The sequence below is a fragment of the Aquirufa echingensis genome, assembly GCF_042714525.1.
Taxonomy (GTDB): domain Bacteria; phylum Bacteroidota; class Bacteroidia; order Cytophagales; family Spirosomataceae; genus Aquirufa; species Aquirufa echingensis.
Genome location: NZ_JBBKYA010000004.1, coordinates 375,649 through 393,721 on the forward strand (window position 1 = coordinate 375,649; position 18,073 = coordinate 393,721).

General features: G+C 44.6%; 10 protein-coding genes. 8 read left to right on the plus strand and 2 right to left on the minus strand.

What is annotated here, in order from left to right; all coding sequences use genetic code 11:
* Positions 1-19: 19 nt before the first annotated feature.
* From SKC38_RS09660 to SKC38_RS09670, 3 genes are read left to right on the plus strand one after another with little or no spacing between them, the layout of a single operon-like run.
* Complete coding sequence (locus tag SKC38_RS09660; protein WP_377976928.1) at positions 20-505, plus strand: Fur family transcriptional regulator; 486 nt, start codon at positions 20-22, stop codon at positions 503-505.
* Between the two features lie 24 nt (positions 506-529).
* Complete coding sequence (locus SKC38_RS09665) at positions 530-1,810, plus strand: adenylosuccinate synthase (protein ID WP_377976929.1); 1,281 nt, start codon at positions 530-532, stop codon at positions 1,808-1,810.
* A gap of 1 nt (position 1,811) precedes the next feature.
* Positions 1,812-2,288, plus strand: coding sequence for a hypothetical protein (locus tag SKC38_RS09670; protein ID WP_377976930.1), 477 nt, complete (start codon positions 1,812-1,814; stop codon positions 2,286-2,288).
* 83 nt (positions 2,289-2,371) lie between these two features.
* Here the strand turns inward: SKC38_RS09670 and tsaD are convergent, their stop codons facing one another.
* Complete coding sequence (gene tsaD / locus SKC38_RS09675; RefSeq protein ID WP_377976931.1) at positions 2,372-3,370, minus strand: tRNA (adenosine(37)-N6)-threonylcarbamoyltransferase complex transferase subunit TsaD; 999 nt, start codon at positions 3,368-3,370, stop codon at positions 2,372-2,374.
* Between the two features lie 32 nt (positions 3,371-3,402).
* On the opposite strand from tsaD, the gene SKC38_RS09680 reads away from it, so the two are divergent.
* The gene (locus tag SKC38_RS09680; protein WP_465252843.1) at positions 3,403-7,878 is read left to right on the plus strand and encodes a translocation/assembly module TamB domain-containing protein; all 4,476 of its coding nucleotides are present in this window, start codon (positions 3,403-3,405) and stop codon (positions 7,876-7,878) included.
* Positions 7,879-8,154: 276 nt separating this feature from the next.
* Here the strand turns inward: SKC38_RS09680 and SKC38_RS09685 are convergent, their stop codons facing one another.
* Positions 8,155-9,096, minus strand: coding sequence for a hypothetical protein (locus SKC38_RS09685; RefSeq protein ID WP_377976933.1), 942 nt, complete (start codon positions 9,094-9,096; stop codon positions 8,155-8,157).
* Between the two features lie 117 nt (positions 9,097-9,213).
* Here SKC38_RS09685 and nadB point away from each other — a divergent pair, with 117 nt between their 5' ends.
* From nadB to SKC38_RS09705, 4 genes are all read left to right on the plus strand, one after another.
* Positions 9,214-10,791 carry an L-aspartate oxidase gene (gene nadB, locus SKC38_RS09690; protein WP_377976934.1) on the plus strand — a complete coding sequence of 526 codons (1,578 nt, stop codon included), beginning with the start codon at positions 9,214-9,216 and terminating at the stop codon, positions 10,789-10,791.
* 178 nt (positions 10,792-10,969) lie between these two features.
* On the plus strand, positions 10,970-11,689 hold the full coding sequence (locus SKC38_RS09695) for a hypothetical protein (protein WP_377976935.1): 720 nt from the start codon (positions 10,970-10,972) through the stop codon (positions 11,687-11,689).
* An 11-nt stretch (positions 11,690-11,700) separates the two neighbouring features.
* On the plus strand, positions 11,701-15,075 hold the full coding sequence (locus SKC38_RS09700) for a hypothetical protein (protein WP_377976936.1): 3,375 nt from the start codon (positions 11,701-11,703) through the stop codon (positions 15,073-15,075).
* A gap of 5 nt (positions 15,076-15,080) precedes the next feature.
* Positions 15,081-18,073 (plus strand): beta strand repeat-containing protein (locus tag SKC38_RS09705; RefSeq protein ID WP_377976937.1); only part of this gene is annotated, 2,993 nt, incomplete at its 3' end.

The window sequence follows — 18,073 nt, forward strand, 5'->3', positions numbered from 1 at the left end:
ACGTTGTTTTTTTTCAATAATGTCTGCAGCAATAGAGAAGTTCGATTCGGTTAAAAAGATTTTCACAGCTTATTTAGAAAATAAGGGTCTGCGGAAGACGCCGGAGCGTTTTGCTATTCTGGAAGAGATTTATTTGCGCGATGATCATTTTGATGTGGAGGAGTTATATATCTCCATGAAAAACAAGAAATATCAGGTGTCGCGTGCGACGGTATACAATACCTTAGATGTGTTGGTTGAGTGCGATTTGGTGGTCAAACATCAATTTGGGCGTAATCAGGCGCAGTTTGAGAAGTCCTATGGCCGTCGGCAGCATGATCATTTAATCTGTACGGATTGTCACAAGGTGACAGAGTTTTGTGATCCGCGTGTTCAGACGATTCAGAGTTTGGTGGGGGAGATGCTTGAGTTTAATGTGATGCATCATTCCTTGATTTTTTATGGATCGTGTACGAAGAAAAATTGTGAGTTTCGGGATCAATACCAGGCTCAATCACCCGAGTAATTATTTATCATTTATATTCATATTATGGCAGTTGATGTATTATTAGGCTTACAGTGGGGCGATGAGGGAAAAGGAAAGATTGTGGATGTTTTGGCACCTCGTTACCAGGTAGTTGCGCGTTTTCAAGGTGGACCGAATGCGGGTCATACGCTTGAATTTGATGGTTTTAAGCACGTTTTGCATCAAATCCCATCGGGAATTTTCCGTCAAGAAGTTCAGAATATTATTGGAAATGGGGTGGTATTAGATCCGATTATCTTCAAAAAGGAGATTGATGGGTTGGCGCATTTCAACTTGGATTTACGTAAGAATTTAGAGATTTCGAAGAAGGCTTCCATCATTTTGCCTACACACCGTTTATTGGACGCAGCATACGAAAAGGCCAAAGGAGATGCGAAGATTGGTTCAACATTGAAAGGAATTGGACCTACGTACACAGATAAAATTTCACGTCAAGGATTGCGTGTGGGGGATATGATCTCACCGGATTTTACGGCGAAATACAATGCATTGGTGGATCGTCACAAGGCGATTTTGGATGTCTATAAATTTGAATATGATTTAGCTGCGGCAGAGAAGGAGTTCTTTGAGGCGGTTGCGTTTATGAAGGAGTTTCATTTGGTCGATTCGGAATATTCGGTGAATCATGCGATTCAGGCGGGTAGAACGATTTTGGCAGAAGGAGCGCAAGGTTCTTTATTGGACGTTGATTTTGGTTCATATCCATTCGTTACGTCATCGAACACCATTACTGCGGGAGCATGTACAGGTTTAGGTGTGGCGCCAAAGAACATTGGTGAGGTATTTGGTATTTTTAAGGCCTATGCAACTCGGGTGGGTTCAGGTCCATTCCCTACGGAATTAGAAGATGAAGTAGGTGAGCGTATGCGCCAAGAGGGTCGTGAGTTTGGCTCAACAACCGGTCGTCCACGTCGTTGTGGTTGGATCGATTTACCAGCGTTAAAATATGCGATGATGATTAATGGGGTGACTCAATTGATTATGATGAAGGCGGATGTCTTGAATATTTTTGAAGAGATTCAGGTTTGTACAGGTTATGAAATGCCGGATGGTACGATTACAGACCAAATCCCATTTGAAATTACAGACATCAAAGTGAAGCCGGTATACGAAACTTTGAAAGGGTGGAATTGCTCATTAGAAGGCATGCGTCGTTTTGAGGAATTGCCTGCTGAGCTTTCGGCTTACATTAAATTTTTAGAGAAGCATTTAGATTTACCGATCAACTTTATTTCAACAGGCCCAGATCGTGAGGCTTGTGTGTTGCGCGGTTCTTTAGCATAAGATGACAGAGGGAATTGATTTAGCTGCTTTGTATGAGAACGAGGTGATCTATTGGGTCACGTCGGAACGTCCATTGGAGCAGCTAGATCAAGCTCCTGTTTTACCTGCAGAGGAAGTTGTTGAGGTTGGTGTTCCTTCCATCGCTAGTCCGTGGTTGGTCATAGGTGCCATCACCGAAGCGGAAAAATCCCGTTTGCAATTAATCTTTTCTGCGCCACCTTTGACATTGCCGCAAGGAGACTGGTCCATTATCGATGTGGATCAAATTCAGGTTTCTTTGGAGGAATTTGTGTCAAAAACAGCCCCAACTCGTTATATTTTCTTGGGCGAACATAGTCTTGCAGGTTTGCAGGCTAATCAGATTCAGCAGCTAGGTACGAGTAAGGTTTATTATTTCCCGCGTTTGATTTCTACGTTGACGGATGAGGAAAAAGCCTTGAAGATGGCGTTTTGGAATTCGTTGAAGTCTTTGGTGTAGCGATGCTTCGCATCGGCCCCCAGGTTAAAACCTGGGGTTATTAACCTCAGACTTTAGTCTGAGGATTTTCTCCGAAGGGGAAATCATAAAGAATACCTCGCCAAAGGCGCCACATCCTGATCCGTAAATTCTCCCGCTTCGTATTTGAAATGACCTGCCATGGCGATCATACCAGCATTGTCTGTGCAGTATTGAAAGGCGGGGATAAACACATCCCATTTTTCTTTTTCGCCCATTTCTTGCAGTCGGCTGCGGAGGCCTGAGTTTGCAGATACGCCGCCTGCAATCGCGATTTGTTGGCAGTTTTTCTCTTTCATCGCCTTCTTCACTTTACGCAAAAGCATATCGATGAGACTTTTTTGAACGGAGGCACAGATGTCGGCCTTATTTTCTTCCACAAATTGGGGGTTCTTCTGCGTTTCCTTATGAAGGAAATAAAGAATTTGCGTCTTGATTCCTGAGAAGGAGAAGTTCAATCCGGGCATTTCGCCCAATGAAAACGAAAAGCGATCCGGATTTCCTACTTGCGCTAATTTGTCGATTAAAGGTCCGCCTGGATAAGGCAGGCCGATGAGCTTAGCGGTTTTATCAAAAGCTTCTCCTACTGCATCGTCTTGTGTTTCGCCGATGACCTCCATGTGAAGGGCATCTTTGACCCAGACTAATTGCGTATGTCCGCCACTTACTGTGAGGCAGAGAAAGGGAAATTGCGGTTTGGGCTCTTCGATAAAATGGGCCAAAACGTGCGCTTGCATGTGATTAACCTCGATTAATGGAATGTCCAAGGATAAGGCTAAAGACTTTGCAAAAGATGTTCCTACGAGCAGCGCACCCAATAAACCTGGGCCACGCGTGAAGGCAATGGCATTCAGGTCATTTTTGTTTATATTTGCTTTTTGCAGCGCCTCTTGAACGACAGGAATGATCGCTTTTTGATGTTCTCTGCTAGCTAACTCGGGTACAACACCACCCCATTCCGTATGGATGAGTTGGGTTGATATAATATTTGACTTTAATTCTCCGTTAACCATAACGGCTGCGGAGGTTTCGTCACAAGAAGATTCGATTGCTAGTAGGACCATTTGTCTGCAAAAATAGGGCAAAAAAAGTAAACATGGTAAAATACTTAAAGATCCTCGCTAAAGCGATCCTGTACGGGTTGATAGGAATCTTTTTGCTCATTTTTACCTTTATTTTACTGCTTCGTGCACCCGCCAATCAGATGCTTTTAGCCAATTATTTTACGCCTACCATTGAGCGTGAATTAGGCTATCCCGTTGAAATCAAGGGGATTCAAGTCAAGTTTTTCGATGAATTAAGTCTTTCGGGATTACGCATTCAGGATCCCTGGGGCAAGGAAATGATTTACATTGAGCACCTCGATGTGAATTTTAGCATTAGTGATTTATTCTTGGGAGGGAATCGGCCTACGCTCGATTACGCACGCTTGTTGCGTCCAAGGGTGCATTTGGTCTTGGAGAAAAAGAAGGGCCAGGTGAATTTAAATCACTTTATTGATCAAATTATTGCCTGGGTAAATCGAAGTTCTACAAGCCCATCCAAGGGTTCAAGTGTGTTTATTATCCGGGAGGCAGAGGTTGTGGATGGGCAATTTATCTTAGACGATGAGCAGATTCCTAATACGGGTACTGCCACTCATTTTGATCTGTCGCATTTCGCTATATCCCACATTAATTCCAAGGTAAAACAGTTCTATTCCAAAGGCGATACGATTGGTTTACAGACCATTGGTTTCCGTGCAAGGCATGAGGCTACGCGCCTACAAGTCAAGCGCATGAATACCCATTTCATGATTTGCGACGAGCAAATGCGTTTCGATCAGCTGGATTTAGCGGTTAATGAGTCCTATGTGGCGAACCAATTTTTGGTTGATTATAAACACATCGAGGACTTGACTCAATGGTTTGATAAAGCCAATATGCAGGCGAATTTGGTCAAAACGCGCTTGTCGTCACTGGATGTTGGCCGATTCATCGATGCCATGTACCCTTACAAAGGGGTTTACACCGTAACTGGGAAATTAAATGGTACAGTTAGAAAATTAGCCCTGAAGAATTTTTCTTTGGGATTTGGCTCAAAAAGCGTGTTGCGTGGCGATTTTTCATTCAAAGGTTTGCCTGAAATTCCAAAGACGCAAATGGATTTCAACATGCGAAATTCGTTGTTTATTCCACAAGATTTAGCGGTTTTTATCTCGAAGCCTGCAGCCGACAAGATGCGTATTTTAGGGCCGGTTTCCTTTGCTGGGAAGTTCAATGGAACGCATATGAATTTCCGAACTTCTGGTCAGGCGAATACGGGCTTAGGTTACATGGAAGGGGATGTGTCGATGCGCTTAAAGGACTCGATGGCCTTTTCGGGCTATGACGGTCGGGTGGCATTAAGGAAGTTTAAGTTGGGCAAACTCCTCGCATTAGAATCTTATTTGGGCACAATCGATTTGGCAGCCAAAATCAAAGGAACAGGCTTCTCGAATCAATCGGCAAATGTCGATTTCGATGGCATGATTTCCGAGATAAATTTTAATCGCTACGCGTACAAACGCGTGAGTTTAAAAGGGAATTTGCAAAAGCAATTGTTTAAGGGAACGGTTGCTGTTAAGGATTCACATTTGGTGGCTAATATGGCGGGCGAAATCAATTTGCGTCAAGCGAAGCCAACTTACCAACTGGAGGGAAAAGTGGATCGCGCAGATTTGGCAGCTTTACATTTTACGAAAGAAGCCATACGACTCAAATCGGCATTTGATATTGATTTGGCATTGAATAATTTGGATGATTTAACTGGTCGCGGATTTTTCCAAGACGTGTATATTCAGAAACCGAATATGGAAGATTTGGCGATGGATATGGTGACGTTTAATGCGGAAAATCGTGCAGGTTCCAAACGCCATTATGTGTTGAATTCGCCTTTTGTTTCTGTGGAAGTGAATGGGGATTTTGTACCGAGTCAAATGCAAACGGAATTGCTGCAATTGTGGGATGAGTATCAATTGTATTTTCAAAAAAATGAACTGGAACGTAAAGCCTATTATGCTGGTAAATTGCATGATACGGATAATAAATATGGGGCCGATTTTACGATTGTTTGCCATGATGCGGCACCTTTATTGAAGCGCTTTTATCCTACATTAGGCGTTGCTCATAATACGGTTTTTTCTGGAAATGTGACCAAAGGGAGGAGTTTTCAGGTAAGTTTGGAGGCCTATCCTGATACACTCATTCTGGGTGGTTACAAGTTTTATCAATCGGTTTTCTCTTTCCAAAGCTCGAAATATTTAGGCGGTCCTGAGGTTTCCTCCAGCTTGATTTTTCAATCACGAAAGCAACAATTGAACTTTTTAACGCCTACGGAAAATTTCAAATTGGATGCGCTTTGGGATCAGGATCGCATCAATTTTGGCTTGGATTTTAAGCAACAAGGCGAAGAAAATATGGCCCATTTGGGAGGCTTGTGGAAATTTGAAAAGGATGGCTTGTCTTTGAAATTCAAGGATTCTTATGTGCGTATTTTAGGGCAGGACTGGTCGATTGACCCGGAGAATCGTGTGCGGATTCAAGGGCAGGATTTACGTGCGGAGCATGTGTTGATTTCGAATAAAAAACAGTCGATCGCCCTGCAAGGGAGTATCTCGATGGACTCGACGGAAACCTTGAAATTGAAGGTGAATAAGTTCCAATTGGGAACACTCGCACCGCTCTTTGCGACCAAGGTTCAAGGTGAAATGAATGCCGAATTTAGTTTGCAAAATTGGTATCAAAATACCCATTTAGACTCTTGGTTGTTATTGGATTCGTTGCGTTTGGATAAGTTTTATATCGGAGATTTTCAAGGCGTAGGGACCTATGAGGCGGCATCGCAAATGATGGATTTGAATTATCATTTGAACCGTTTGGGTGAATCGGTGTTGTCTGTGAGTGGAACGTATCGCCCTTTTGAGGAGTCGGAGAAATTGAATGTTCGTGCCGAATTGAATAAGACGAATTTGCAGATTTTGGAACCCTTTACGAAAGGGATCTTTTCGGATTTGAGTGGTGATGCTTCCGGTGAATTACGGATAGGAGGGCGACTTCAGGAACCCATTTTGGATGGGAAAATCATTGTGCGGAATGGAAAAACGACCTTTGATTATTTGAATACGCGTATCCTTTTTGCGGATACGGTACTGTTTAAGTCGCGACAGATTGTAGGCCAAAACTGGTTGTTGAAAGATCCCGAGGGAAACACAGCGCGGATGAATGCCCGTTTGGCATTCCCGAAAAACAGTCCGTTTGAATTAGATATAAAAGCCGATCTGAATCATTATAAATTGTTGAATACGGCACGAACAGCCAAGTCGATTTATTATGGAACGGGATTTGCCACGGGGCCTTTTGCGATTCGTGGTAATGTGGACCAACTGGTTATTTCGGCAGATTTGAAGAGTGATCGCGGGACGCGATTATTTATTCCATTGGACCGCGAATATGAACAAACGGATCAAGGGGATTATGCTTTTTATAGCCATACCCTGGCGACTGCCGCGGAGCTGAATGAAAAGCCTTTGGTGAATCAATTGAAGCAAGATGGTATTACCATGGACCTCAATTTGGCTTTGACGCCTGAGGCTTATGGGGAGGTGCAATTTGATGCGAAGAAAGGGGACATCATGCGGGTGTATGGCATGGGGAATATTAAGATGACTTTGGATAAGCAGGGTGATTTTAAGATGAATGGGGATTACGCCATCGATCAGGGAGATTATACATTTACGTTGCAGAACTTGATTAATAAGAAATTTGCGATTCAGCGAGGGTCGAAGATTTCTTGGAAAGGGGATCCCTTAGAGGCCAATGTGGATATCAAGGCTGTCTATACCCAATATGCGTCCTTGTTTCCAATTTTATTGGATACGACAAACAAGAGTAATATGCCGGAATTTAAACGTCGGTACCCGGTCGATGTGACCATTAATTTGCAGAATCGGTTGTTGTCGCCCAACATCACCTTTGATATTGGCATTCGGGATTATCCCAAAGACGTACATTTAAATGGTGCTGTGACGGCTTTCGCCAATCGTATCAAAACAGATGAGCAGGAGTTGACGCGTCAAGTTAGTAATGTCTTGTTGTTTGGCCAATTGGTTTCCCCTTTTGGTGGATCAGGTATTGCGATCAGTAATTTGATGGGGAATTTCACAGAAATGTTGTCGAATCAGTTGAGTAATTTGGCCTCTAAAATAGATAAAGATTTAAATGTGGATGTGTATTTGGGTGGCGGAATTTTGAATCAGGATATTTTATCGAATTTACAATTGCGGGCATCGTATAATGTCAATGACCGACTGCGCATTACGCGGAGTGGTGGATTTACGGACGCTCGAAATCAGACAAGTCCACAGTTGTTGCTGGGGGATTGGGCATTGGAATGGTTCATGAATCGGGATGGTTCCTTGCGTTTAAAGACCTATAATCGCAACGTGCAAACTTCCCTTGCGGGTTCCTTGAACTCCTATCAAATTAACCAGACCATTGGGTCTAGCATTCTGTTTACGAAGAGTTTCTCGAAGTGGTGGTGGGAGAAGAGGTGAGAGTTAAGAGTTAAGAGTGAAGAGGTTTTGTTTTTTAGTTCTAGGCTATAGCCTTTGGACTTTAGCCTTTGGACGTTCGTTAGTTCCTGCTGTATCGCTTTACGCCGATTCCCCAGACTGAAGTCTGGGGTTATAACCCCAGGTTTTAACCTGGGGAGTAGACGCGAAGTATCGCGTCTCTACAGTCTATCGTCCAAAAAAAAGGTAAGAATTATGAATTGATTGCATCAACCCTTAACTCTTACCTCTTACCTCTTACTTCTTAACTCTCAGTTCTTACTTCACTTCAAACGTCCCCGCACCTACTGTAAATCCTTCTGCGATTAATTCAACCGTGTATTTACCTGGTTTGTAAGCAACGCCACCACGTGGGTAAACAACGCTAACTTCTTGGTTGTCGTTAGTGTATGTAATGACTTGTTTCGTTGTATAAGTTACATCTTTGCCATTCACGTTAACTTTTCCTGAACCGATTGCCTCATCAGAAAGTGTAGCACCTTCACCGTCGATCACGCGCACGTAAATCGTTTTGTTCTCTAATTTCGTGATTGGGTTGTTAGCCAAACTGAAAACAACTTTCAATTTTTCAATTTTCTTTCCGTTCAAACGCGCACGTTCAGTTTCTTTTCCTTTCGCATTCACAGCCAATACACGTAAATTTTGTGCTTTTAAAGCTGCAGCAATGCTAACCTTACGAGCCAATTCTTTGTTCTTCGCTGCCGTTTCCGTTAATGTATCCGACAAAGATTTGTTTTGTGTTTTTAAGCCTGTGTTTTCGTTGTTCAAGTTGGTATTTTGCGTCGTCAACACTTGGTTGCTTTCTGTCAAAATTCCATTTTGTTTCTTCAATTCAACGATTTCGCCATCTTTTTGCGTTAATACCAAATTGTATTCTTTGATTTTTGCTTCGTAAGATGCGATGGTAGCATGATTCGCTTGCTTCAATGAAGATTTATCTTGCTCCAATTGTACTTTCAATGCTTCTAAATCAGCTACTTGTCCACCAAGAGACTTGATTTCAGCGATTTTGGCATCTAATTGAGTAGAGATCGAGTCCAAAGAAGTGCGTGTATTCGCTAATTCAGTTGCTTTTTCTTCGATTGTTGTTGCTTGTTCGTTGTTTAATTGATTCGAACGGAAGTAGAGTACTCCTAGCACTGCTGTCAAGACTGCTAGTGCAATCAGCGCAATTTTAGAGGTATTGTTGGAAGATTCCATGTAGATTAGATTGATTTTTAAGGGTTTAAATTTTTTCAAGCGCAAAACTACAATAAATTATCTACATTTCATTTCCAATGCGCTTTTTGGTTAATTTGCAGGAAAATTGAAGACAGGATGCCTACGTATGATTTTATAGTGATTGGTTCGGGGATAGCAGGTTTGTCCTATACGGTGAAAGTTGCACAGCACTTTGAAGATCGAAAGATTCCCGTGAAGATTGCCTTGATTACTAAAACGGTCGCAGAAGAAACGAATACCAAATATGCCCAAGGTGGTATCGCTGCCGTTTGGGATACGGATGATTCATTTGAAAAGCACATCGAAGATACGATGGTTGCTGGTGATTTTATCAGTGATAAAGAGGTTGTAGAAATGGTTGTGCGGGAAGCTCCGGAAAGACTTCGCGAACTGATTGCCTATGGAACGGATTTTGATCGTAAATCAGATGGGTCTTTTGATTTGGTCAAAGAAGGCGGACATTCCGATAAACGTATTTTGCATTACAAGGATTCGACGGGGAATGAGATTGAACGCGCTTTATTAGCCAAAGTGAAATCATTTGAATCCGTTGATTTTTTTACCCATTATTTCGCAGTCGATCTGATTACCCAACACCATTTGGGGGAGAAAGTAACGAAAGACACGCCGGGCAAGCAATGTTACGGTGTCTATGTATTGAATAAAAAGACCAAAAAAGTGGAAACCTTTTTGGGCAAAACTACACTCTTAGCGACAGGGGGTATTGGTCAAGTTTATCAGTCGACGACCAATCCGACCATTGCCACGGGGGATGGTATCGCGATGGCTTATCGGGCCAAAGGTTTTGTTCATGGTATGGAATTTATTCAGTTTCACCCCACGGCTTTATATAATCCTGGGAAGAAACCTTCCTTTTTGATTTCGGAGGCGGTTCGCGGCCATGGAGGGATTTTGAAGAATCAGGATGGAACTACTTTCATGGAAAAATATGATGCGCGTTTGTCTTTGGCACCACGTGATATTGTAGCACGCGCCATCGATTCAGAGATGAAAATTCATGGGGTGGATCATGTTTATTTAGATACGCGACATATTCCAAAGGAAGAAATTCTCCAGCATTTCCCGATGATTTATGCGCATTGCTTGAAGGAGTTGGGATTGGATATGTCGGCCGACATGATTCCGGTTGTACCTGCCCAACATTATTTATGTGGTGGAATTATCGTGGATCATTTTGGTCAAACCAATATTGAAAACCTATATGCCGCAGGTGAATGTTCGCATACAGGATTGCATGGCGCGAACCGTTTGGCTTCGAACTCTTTGTTAGAGGCAATCGTTTATGCACACAATGCTTTCGAAAAATCAGTGAGCCAATATGGCACGCAAGTTTTACCGGCCGGTATTCCCGACTGGGATGATTCAGGCACGCGAAATCCGGAGGAATTGGTATTAGTGACGGAGATGACACGTGAATTGGAATCTATCATGTCGAACTATGTGGGGATTGTTCGCACGGATCGCCGTTTGAAACGTGCCTATGATCGTTTGGAATTGATTTATTTAGAACATGAGGAATTGTATAAGCAATCGCGCATTACGGTTCCTTTATGTGAATTGCGTAATATGATCAATGTTGCGTACCTAATTATTAAACATGCTCGGGCGCAACGCCAAAATAAAGGCTTGCATTATAACATCGATTTGCGGTAATAGGTGGCTGTATACGCTGACAGGGTTGTGCCCTCGTGGCAAACGCTTTTTACCGCGTATTAGTATGCTAATTTTATTAATTTCCTGATAAACTTTTTTAAAACTCTTTGAATATCTCTATCTTAGCTTCAAATGCGTTAAAATCATATTGATTTTAATTCAATCCTAGTTCTGATAGATGAAATATTATACAGCTTCGACGAAGCACCTATGTGGTGTTTGGTTGATAATTCTTTACGCGAGTATTGCGCCATTTGCTGTGCGCGCTCAATCTTGGAAATGGTCCATCGGGTCCGCCATCACGCAGTATCAATTCGAAAATTCTAAGGGAAAGCAGATCGATTGGATGAAACCATCCGCGGGATTGCATGTGGAATTAGCGCAAGAACATGTGCTTTTGGATACAGTCCGACTCATTTCGAAGTTTTCAAAATCGGCGATCTATTTCAGCAATCGCCCTAAACTCGCCAAATCGCTGAGTTATTTACAATATTCTATCGGGCTGAATTATCACCAACTGAATGCCATCGGGGATGTGCAGCAAATCGCTTTTTCCTATCAAACGGATTTTGTTGGGTTCTCTTTGGCCCTAGGCCCCAAATACACCTTTTATAAAGGATGGAATTTGGGATTAGTAGGGGTAGTGATGGGCCAACAGCTTATAGCGGGGAATCAATTATTGTCTAATCGATATTATCCTTTGACGCAAGATTCTCAATTTAATTCATTCAAAGTTTTTTCGGGATACCAGATTGAATTGTCGAAGGCCATTAATGCCAATGTACGTGCATTTGCGCAAGTTAGGCGCACCTCAAGTTTGTTAGCTCCGCAAAGTCCTACGGGGAAATTGGATATGTCGCCCATGACGATTTCAATGGGAATTAGCTTGAATCGTTAATCACAGATCGCATGAAACATTTATACCTCCTATTTCTATTGATTTCGGTGAGTGTTTGGGGCCAACAAAAAGGCTTGAATTATCAGGCTGTCATTTTGGATCCCAATACGATTGAAATTCCGGGCCAAGTCATTGCTGGACAGCCTTTGGCCAAAGGAAAAGTATGGGTTCGATTTACGTTGATTTCGCAAGCGGGGATTGATTATGAGGAAGTCCAACAAACGACTACGGATGATTTTGGCTTAATTAATTTAACGATTGGATCAGGTAATTCCACAGCTTCTTTGGGTGCGGATGCATCAAGTGGAATTGCACGTTATTCGCAATTTGACTCGATTCTTTGGGATGAAAAATTGAAACGACTTAAGGTCTCTGTGAATTTCACAGGATCAGGGAATTATACGGAAGTAAGTAATCAGCAGTTGACATTTACCCCTTACGCGCTTTATGCGGAGTCTGTTGATTATAAGAATGTCCGTGATGCTCCCAAAAATTTAAGTCAGTTCAATAATGATGTGGGCTATTTGGTGCCCAAAGATATTGAGCCCCTTAAGAAGGAAATTGGCCTAGCAGTAATAGGTGGGCAGGAAAATGCTGCCAAAATTGAGGCGAATCAAGTCGCGAATAATTTGCGTTTTGTTGTTATCGATCAATCGATTTCGAAGCTTTCTGAACAAGTGGATCAAAACAGTTCGACGCTCTTGACGATGAGTAATACCTTGAATGATCATGAAACTCGATTGCAACAGAATGTTAGTCAAATTCAGAATACTTCTTCGAGTATTATGGGCCAAATAGGCTATTTGCAAAATCAAATTTCGTCGACACAAAATGCATTATCTAGCATAACGAGTGTGTATGAATTAGCAGCGAATAAATCTACAGCCTTGGATTTAGGGAATTCCCAACCGAGCAATACGCTGTATCCGACGCAATTGGCTGTGAAGTCTTATGTCGACAATGCGATGTCCAATGTCATTACGGTGGGAACGCCAGATGCGACGACATTGGCGACGGGTAAGGTCCAATTAGCGGGTGATTTGGCAGGAACGGCGACGGCACCGACGGTTCCGGGTTTGGTATTCAAAGAATCTTTGTCAAACAAATCGACGGATGTAGCGGCGGATGCGTCATCGAATACGAAATATCCTTCTGTGAAAGCAGTTAAGGATTATGTCGATGTGGCTACTACGGGGATTGCTTTTCAAGCGGCCTTGAATGCCAAAGCGGATATTAATTCGCCCACGTTTACGGGAACACCTTATTTACCTTCAGGGACAACGGGGGTAACTCAATCGCCGGGGAATAATTCGACTTCTTTGGCGACGACATCTTTTGTTCAGACAGCTATGGCGAATGCGACGGTTGCAGATGCAGATGCCACAACCAAGGGAAAAGTACAATTGGCCGGCGATTTAGGAGGTACAGCCGCTGCCCCGATTGTGGCCAAATTGCAAGGGGCAACCTTAAGTTCATCGTCTCCTACGACGGGTCAAGTTTTGAAATACAATGGAACGGCTTGGGTGCCGGATGCTGTGGTTTTAGCCGAGGCGCAGACTTTGTCTTTGTCGGGGACCACAGTCACCCTTTCAGGTACGAATAGTTCCGTAACGCTTCCGGCTGTGGGGGATGCAACTTCTTCCGCCACGGGAAAGGTGCAATTGGCCGGTGATTTAGGTGGAGTCGCAACTGCTCCCAATGTGGTAAAGATTCAGGGGATTCCTGTATCGAATACAGCACCAGCAATCGGCCAGGTGTTAAAATACGATGGGACATCATATGTACCCAATAGTTCGATTTTGGCAGAAACGCAGGTATTGAGTTTGTCGGGTTCTACCTTGAGTATTTCGGGAACGAGTAGTTCAGTTGTGTTACCTTCGTCGACGAGTTCATCCGTCGGTTTGATGCAATTAGCGGGGGATTTAGGTGGAACGGCTACAGTTCCTAAAGTTGTGGGAATTCAGGGAATTCCTGTTGCTACGACGACTCCCGTAACCGGTCAGGTCTTGAAATATGATGGGACGAATTATGTGCCGAGCAATTCGATCATGACGGAAACGCAAACCTTAGGATTAAGTGGGTCTACGCTAACGATTTCAGGAACAAATAGTTCGGTGGTGATACCGATTGCGGCTGATGCGACTTCGTCAACGAATGGTATTTTGCGTTTGGCGGGTGATTTGGGAGGAACGGCAGCGTCACCTTTGGTCGCTAAAATTCAAGGAAAAACAGTGAGTTCGACGGCTCCTACGACGGGTCAGGTATTAAAATATGATGGAACCCAATGGGCGCCTGGTTCTACGGTGACGACAGAAACGCAGACTTTGTCTTTGTCGGGGTCAACCATCACCATTTCAGGAACGAATAGTTCGGTCGTATTACCCGTAGCTGCGGATGCGACGACGACGGCGAATGGGATTTTGCGATTGGCAGGTGATTTGGGAGGAACGGGAACGACGGCTGCGGCACCTGTGATTTCCGACAATGCGATTACGACGGTGAAGTTGGCAAGTGGCGCCGTAACCGATGCCAAATTTTCGGGTACTTTATCAATTGCCAAAGGGGGTACGGGTTCCGCGACTCAAAATTTTGTGGATTTAACGACGGCGCAAACCGTGGGTGGAGCGAAGACTTTTTCGGGTAATGTGGTAGTAGGCGGAACATTAACAGCCGGTGGGATTTTGTATCCGAACACGAATGGTACTTCGGGTTATGTATTGACTTCGAATGGTGTTGGTGGGGCGACTTGGGCATCGGTTCCGGTGACATCGCTTTCGGGGACATTAGCGGTAGCGAATGGAGGTACCGGTTCAACGACCAAAAACTTTGTGGATTTAACGACGAATCAAATTGTTGCGGGAGATAAGTCGTTTACGGGGACGACGTCGACGGCGGATTTGAATGGTACGAATGGATTTTTCTCGAGCACTTTGGGAACGAATGGAGCGACTTCTTTGGGGTCAACTTTAATTGTGGCTGGTAATGTGACTTTCAATGGTACAGCGAATGCCTTGGGGAATATTAGTTCAGGAACTTGGAATGGGTCGACGATTGCGGTGGGTCGAGGCGGAACGGGTGCGACGAGTTTAACGGGGATGTTGAAGGGGAACGGAACGTTTGCGGTGACGCAAGCGGTGATTAATACGGATTACAGTTTGGTCAGGTTAGTTTCAGATGAATATGTGATTGCAACGCCTGGACAAACGGCATTTACGTTGACTCAAACGCCCAACGTGAATTCAACGATTCGTTTGTTTATCAATGGGGTTCGGATTTCCAAAAATGCTTTGTCGGTGAGTGGAACCACCCTCACCTATAATCCTGCCAATAATGGTGCGGCGAGTTTGATTGTTAATGATCGGGTTCAAATTGATTATTATTATTAAGTAGTATGCGTTTGCTTCAATTGCTTTTTGCTGAGTTGCGGAAGCCTGTTTTCAGGTTGATGTGCTTGCTATGGCTTTTGGTTTTTGTGGCGCAGGCGCAACATAGTAATGTGGTGATTTCTACGGCGGCCAATGCGAACGGCTCGTGGTCATTGAGTGGTAGCACGTATACGTTTACGCCTACTGCTGATAATGCAGTAATCAATTATGTGACACTTCAGAATTACTTAGTGAATTATTCGGTTGAGATTAAGTCTGCACGCGTGGGTGGTACGCAGGTGGGCAGTGTGGTGTTTGATGCGGCTGTGAATATGGTGAATGGTCAGAACACGAATGCGTTAAAGGCTTTGACTATTACGAGTGGTGGCGAGGTTCAGTTCAATTCGGGTTTGACGATGCGTTTGGGTAGTGGCTATTATAATTATACGGGCTATGACTTAACGGTGAATGCAGGGGGTAGTGTTCGTATAGGGGGCGTTTTGGATGTGAGTGGTCCAGATAATGCATCTACGCAGAATTCGCCACGCGCGGGTAATGTGAGTATGGTTGTGGGGGGTGATTTGTTGGTGAGTGGCAGTGGTCAGGTTTTGAGTAGGGGTTGGCGTAATGTGGTGAGTGGTTCGAGTTATAATGGAGGAGTGGGAGGCAGCCAGAGTTATGTGGTGAGTGGTGGAATTGACATGGGTTTGGGGAGTGTATTGAGTAGTGTTGGTGGAGGTTCGGATCGTAGTGGTAGTTATTCGACGCAAGCAGGAGCTGGTGGTAATATTAGTTTGAGTGCGGTGAATGGGGTGATGTTGCGTGGGAGTATTCAGAGTGGAGGGGGAAGTGGTTACCGGGGCGGCTTGGGCGGAAGTTTAACGGTTAGTAGTAGTGGGAGTTATGTGGATTACAGTGGTGTGTTGAGCAGTGCGGGAGGAGATGGATATGCTGCGGGTTATACGGCGGGCAATGGGGGTAATCTTAGTATCTCGGGTTTTGGGGGCTTGAGTTTGCGGGGTGATGTGAATGCGAGTATGGGCTTGGGGGTTGGCGTAGCTGGGGATATTAGTTTAAGTGATGGCAATGGGGTGTTGACCTCAGGCGGTGGCGTGAATGATGGTTTGGTGGGCGGAGTATTGAAGGGTGTGAATGTGACCAAGTCGGGCGTGGGCGTGTTGGGAATCGGGGGAGCGAATGCGTATACGGGATTGACGAATGTGAGTGGGGGGAAGCTTTATTTATTACAGGCTGAGAGTATACCTAATGGGAGTGCTTTGAGTTTGGGATCTGGTACGGTGTTGGATTTGGGAGGATTGAGTGAGAGCGTGGGTAGTTTGGCTGGCAGCGGCAAGGTGACCAGTAGTGTGAGTGGATCTGTGGTATTAACAGCTGGGGGAGATAATACGACAACGAGTTACAGTGGTATTGTGGAAGATGGTTTGGGGGTATTGCGGGTGATCAAGTTGGGTACGGGTACATGGAGTGTTAGTGGAGCGAGCACGTATAGTGGCTTGACGCAGGTATTGGGGGGTGTGTTGAGTGTGGGTCATTCGACGGGCTTGGGGGCAGTATCCTCAGGCACGGAGGTGAGCAGTGGCGCGAGTTTGGAATTATATGGGGGAATCAGTGTGGGAGCGGAGTCTTTGAGTTTGTTGGGCGTGGGGTATAATAGTTTGGGCGCTTTACGGAATTTAAGTGGGGTGAATGCTTATGCGGGTGCAGTTAGTATAGGAGCGGGCGTTCGCGTGAACTCGAATGGGGGTAGCTTGAGCTTAACTGCGGCGAATGTTTTTACGGGCAGCAATGTGAGTATGTTGTTTGGAGGTGGCGGTATTTTGAGTGTGGGAGGCGTGGTGAGTTTGGGTAGTGGAGCGATCACGCACGATGGGAGTGGTAGTGTTTATTTATTAGCGGATAATGTATACAGTGGCTTAACGCGCGTGAGTGGTAATGGGACCTTGCGTGTAGGATCGAATGGTGCCTTGGGATCTACGAGCAGTGGAGTTGAGGTGACTGGCAGTGGGGTGTTAGAGCTTATTGGAGGTATTAGTGTCTTGGGTGAGTCTTTGAGTTTATCGGGTTATGGGAATGGAGTGGTAGGTGGCTTTCGGAATGTGAGTGGTACTAATGTGTGGAGTGGGACGGTGAGTTTAACGGGTAATTCGGGGCTAGGCAGTGGCTCGGGTAAGTTGAGTTTAACGGGAGTACCTGCGATAGCTGCGAGCAGTTATGGATTGAGGATTTATGGAGTTGCGGGCAGCAGTGTGGAGTTGGTGGGAGAGGCTTTGTACACGGGCCAAACGGAATTGGTGAGTGGGAGTTTATTATTGGGAGCTGATGAGCGTATTGCCGATGGGAGTAGTGTGAAGTTTAATGGGGGAGATTTATCGACAGCGGGCTATAGCGAGACGGTAGGTGAGCTGAGTTTATATGCAGCCTCGAGCATTAGTTTGGGATCGGGTGTCCATGCGCTTCGGTTTAGTGGAGCTGGTGTATATGATTTTAAGCTGCTAACGATTAAGGGTTGGCAGGGGGTGTATGGAACACCAGGCAGCAGTGGAACATCGGGTAAGGTGTATGTGGGCACGAGTGCTGGTTTGAACCGTGAGCGTTTGGATCAGATGCGTTTTTATAATGCAACGGGACCGGCGACGCACTATTGTTTGCAATTAACGACAGGTGAGTTGGTGGCTGGAGCGAACATCAGTTTGCTGACGGGTCATAGCAATGTACGTATTACGAGTGTGGCCACGAGCAATGGCGCCTGGTCTTTATCGGGCACTACGTATACATTTACTTCGAGTGGGGATAATGCGAATATTTTATACACGGAGCTTCTGAATTATTTAGTGAGTTATTCGGTTGAGATCAAGACGGCAAGGGCATCTGGTACGCAGGTGGGCAGTGTGGTGTTTGATGCGGCTGTGAATATGGTGAATGGTCAGAACACGAATGCGTTAAAGGCTTTGACTATTACGAGTGGTGGCGAGGTTCAGTTCAATTCGGGTTTGACGAG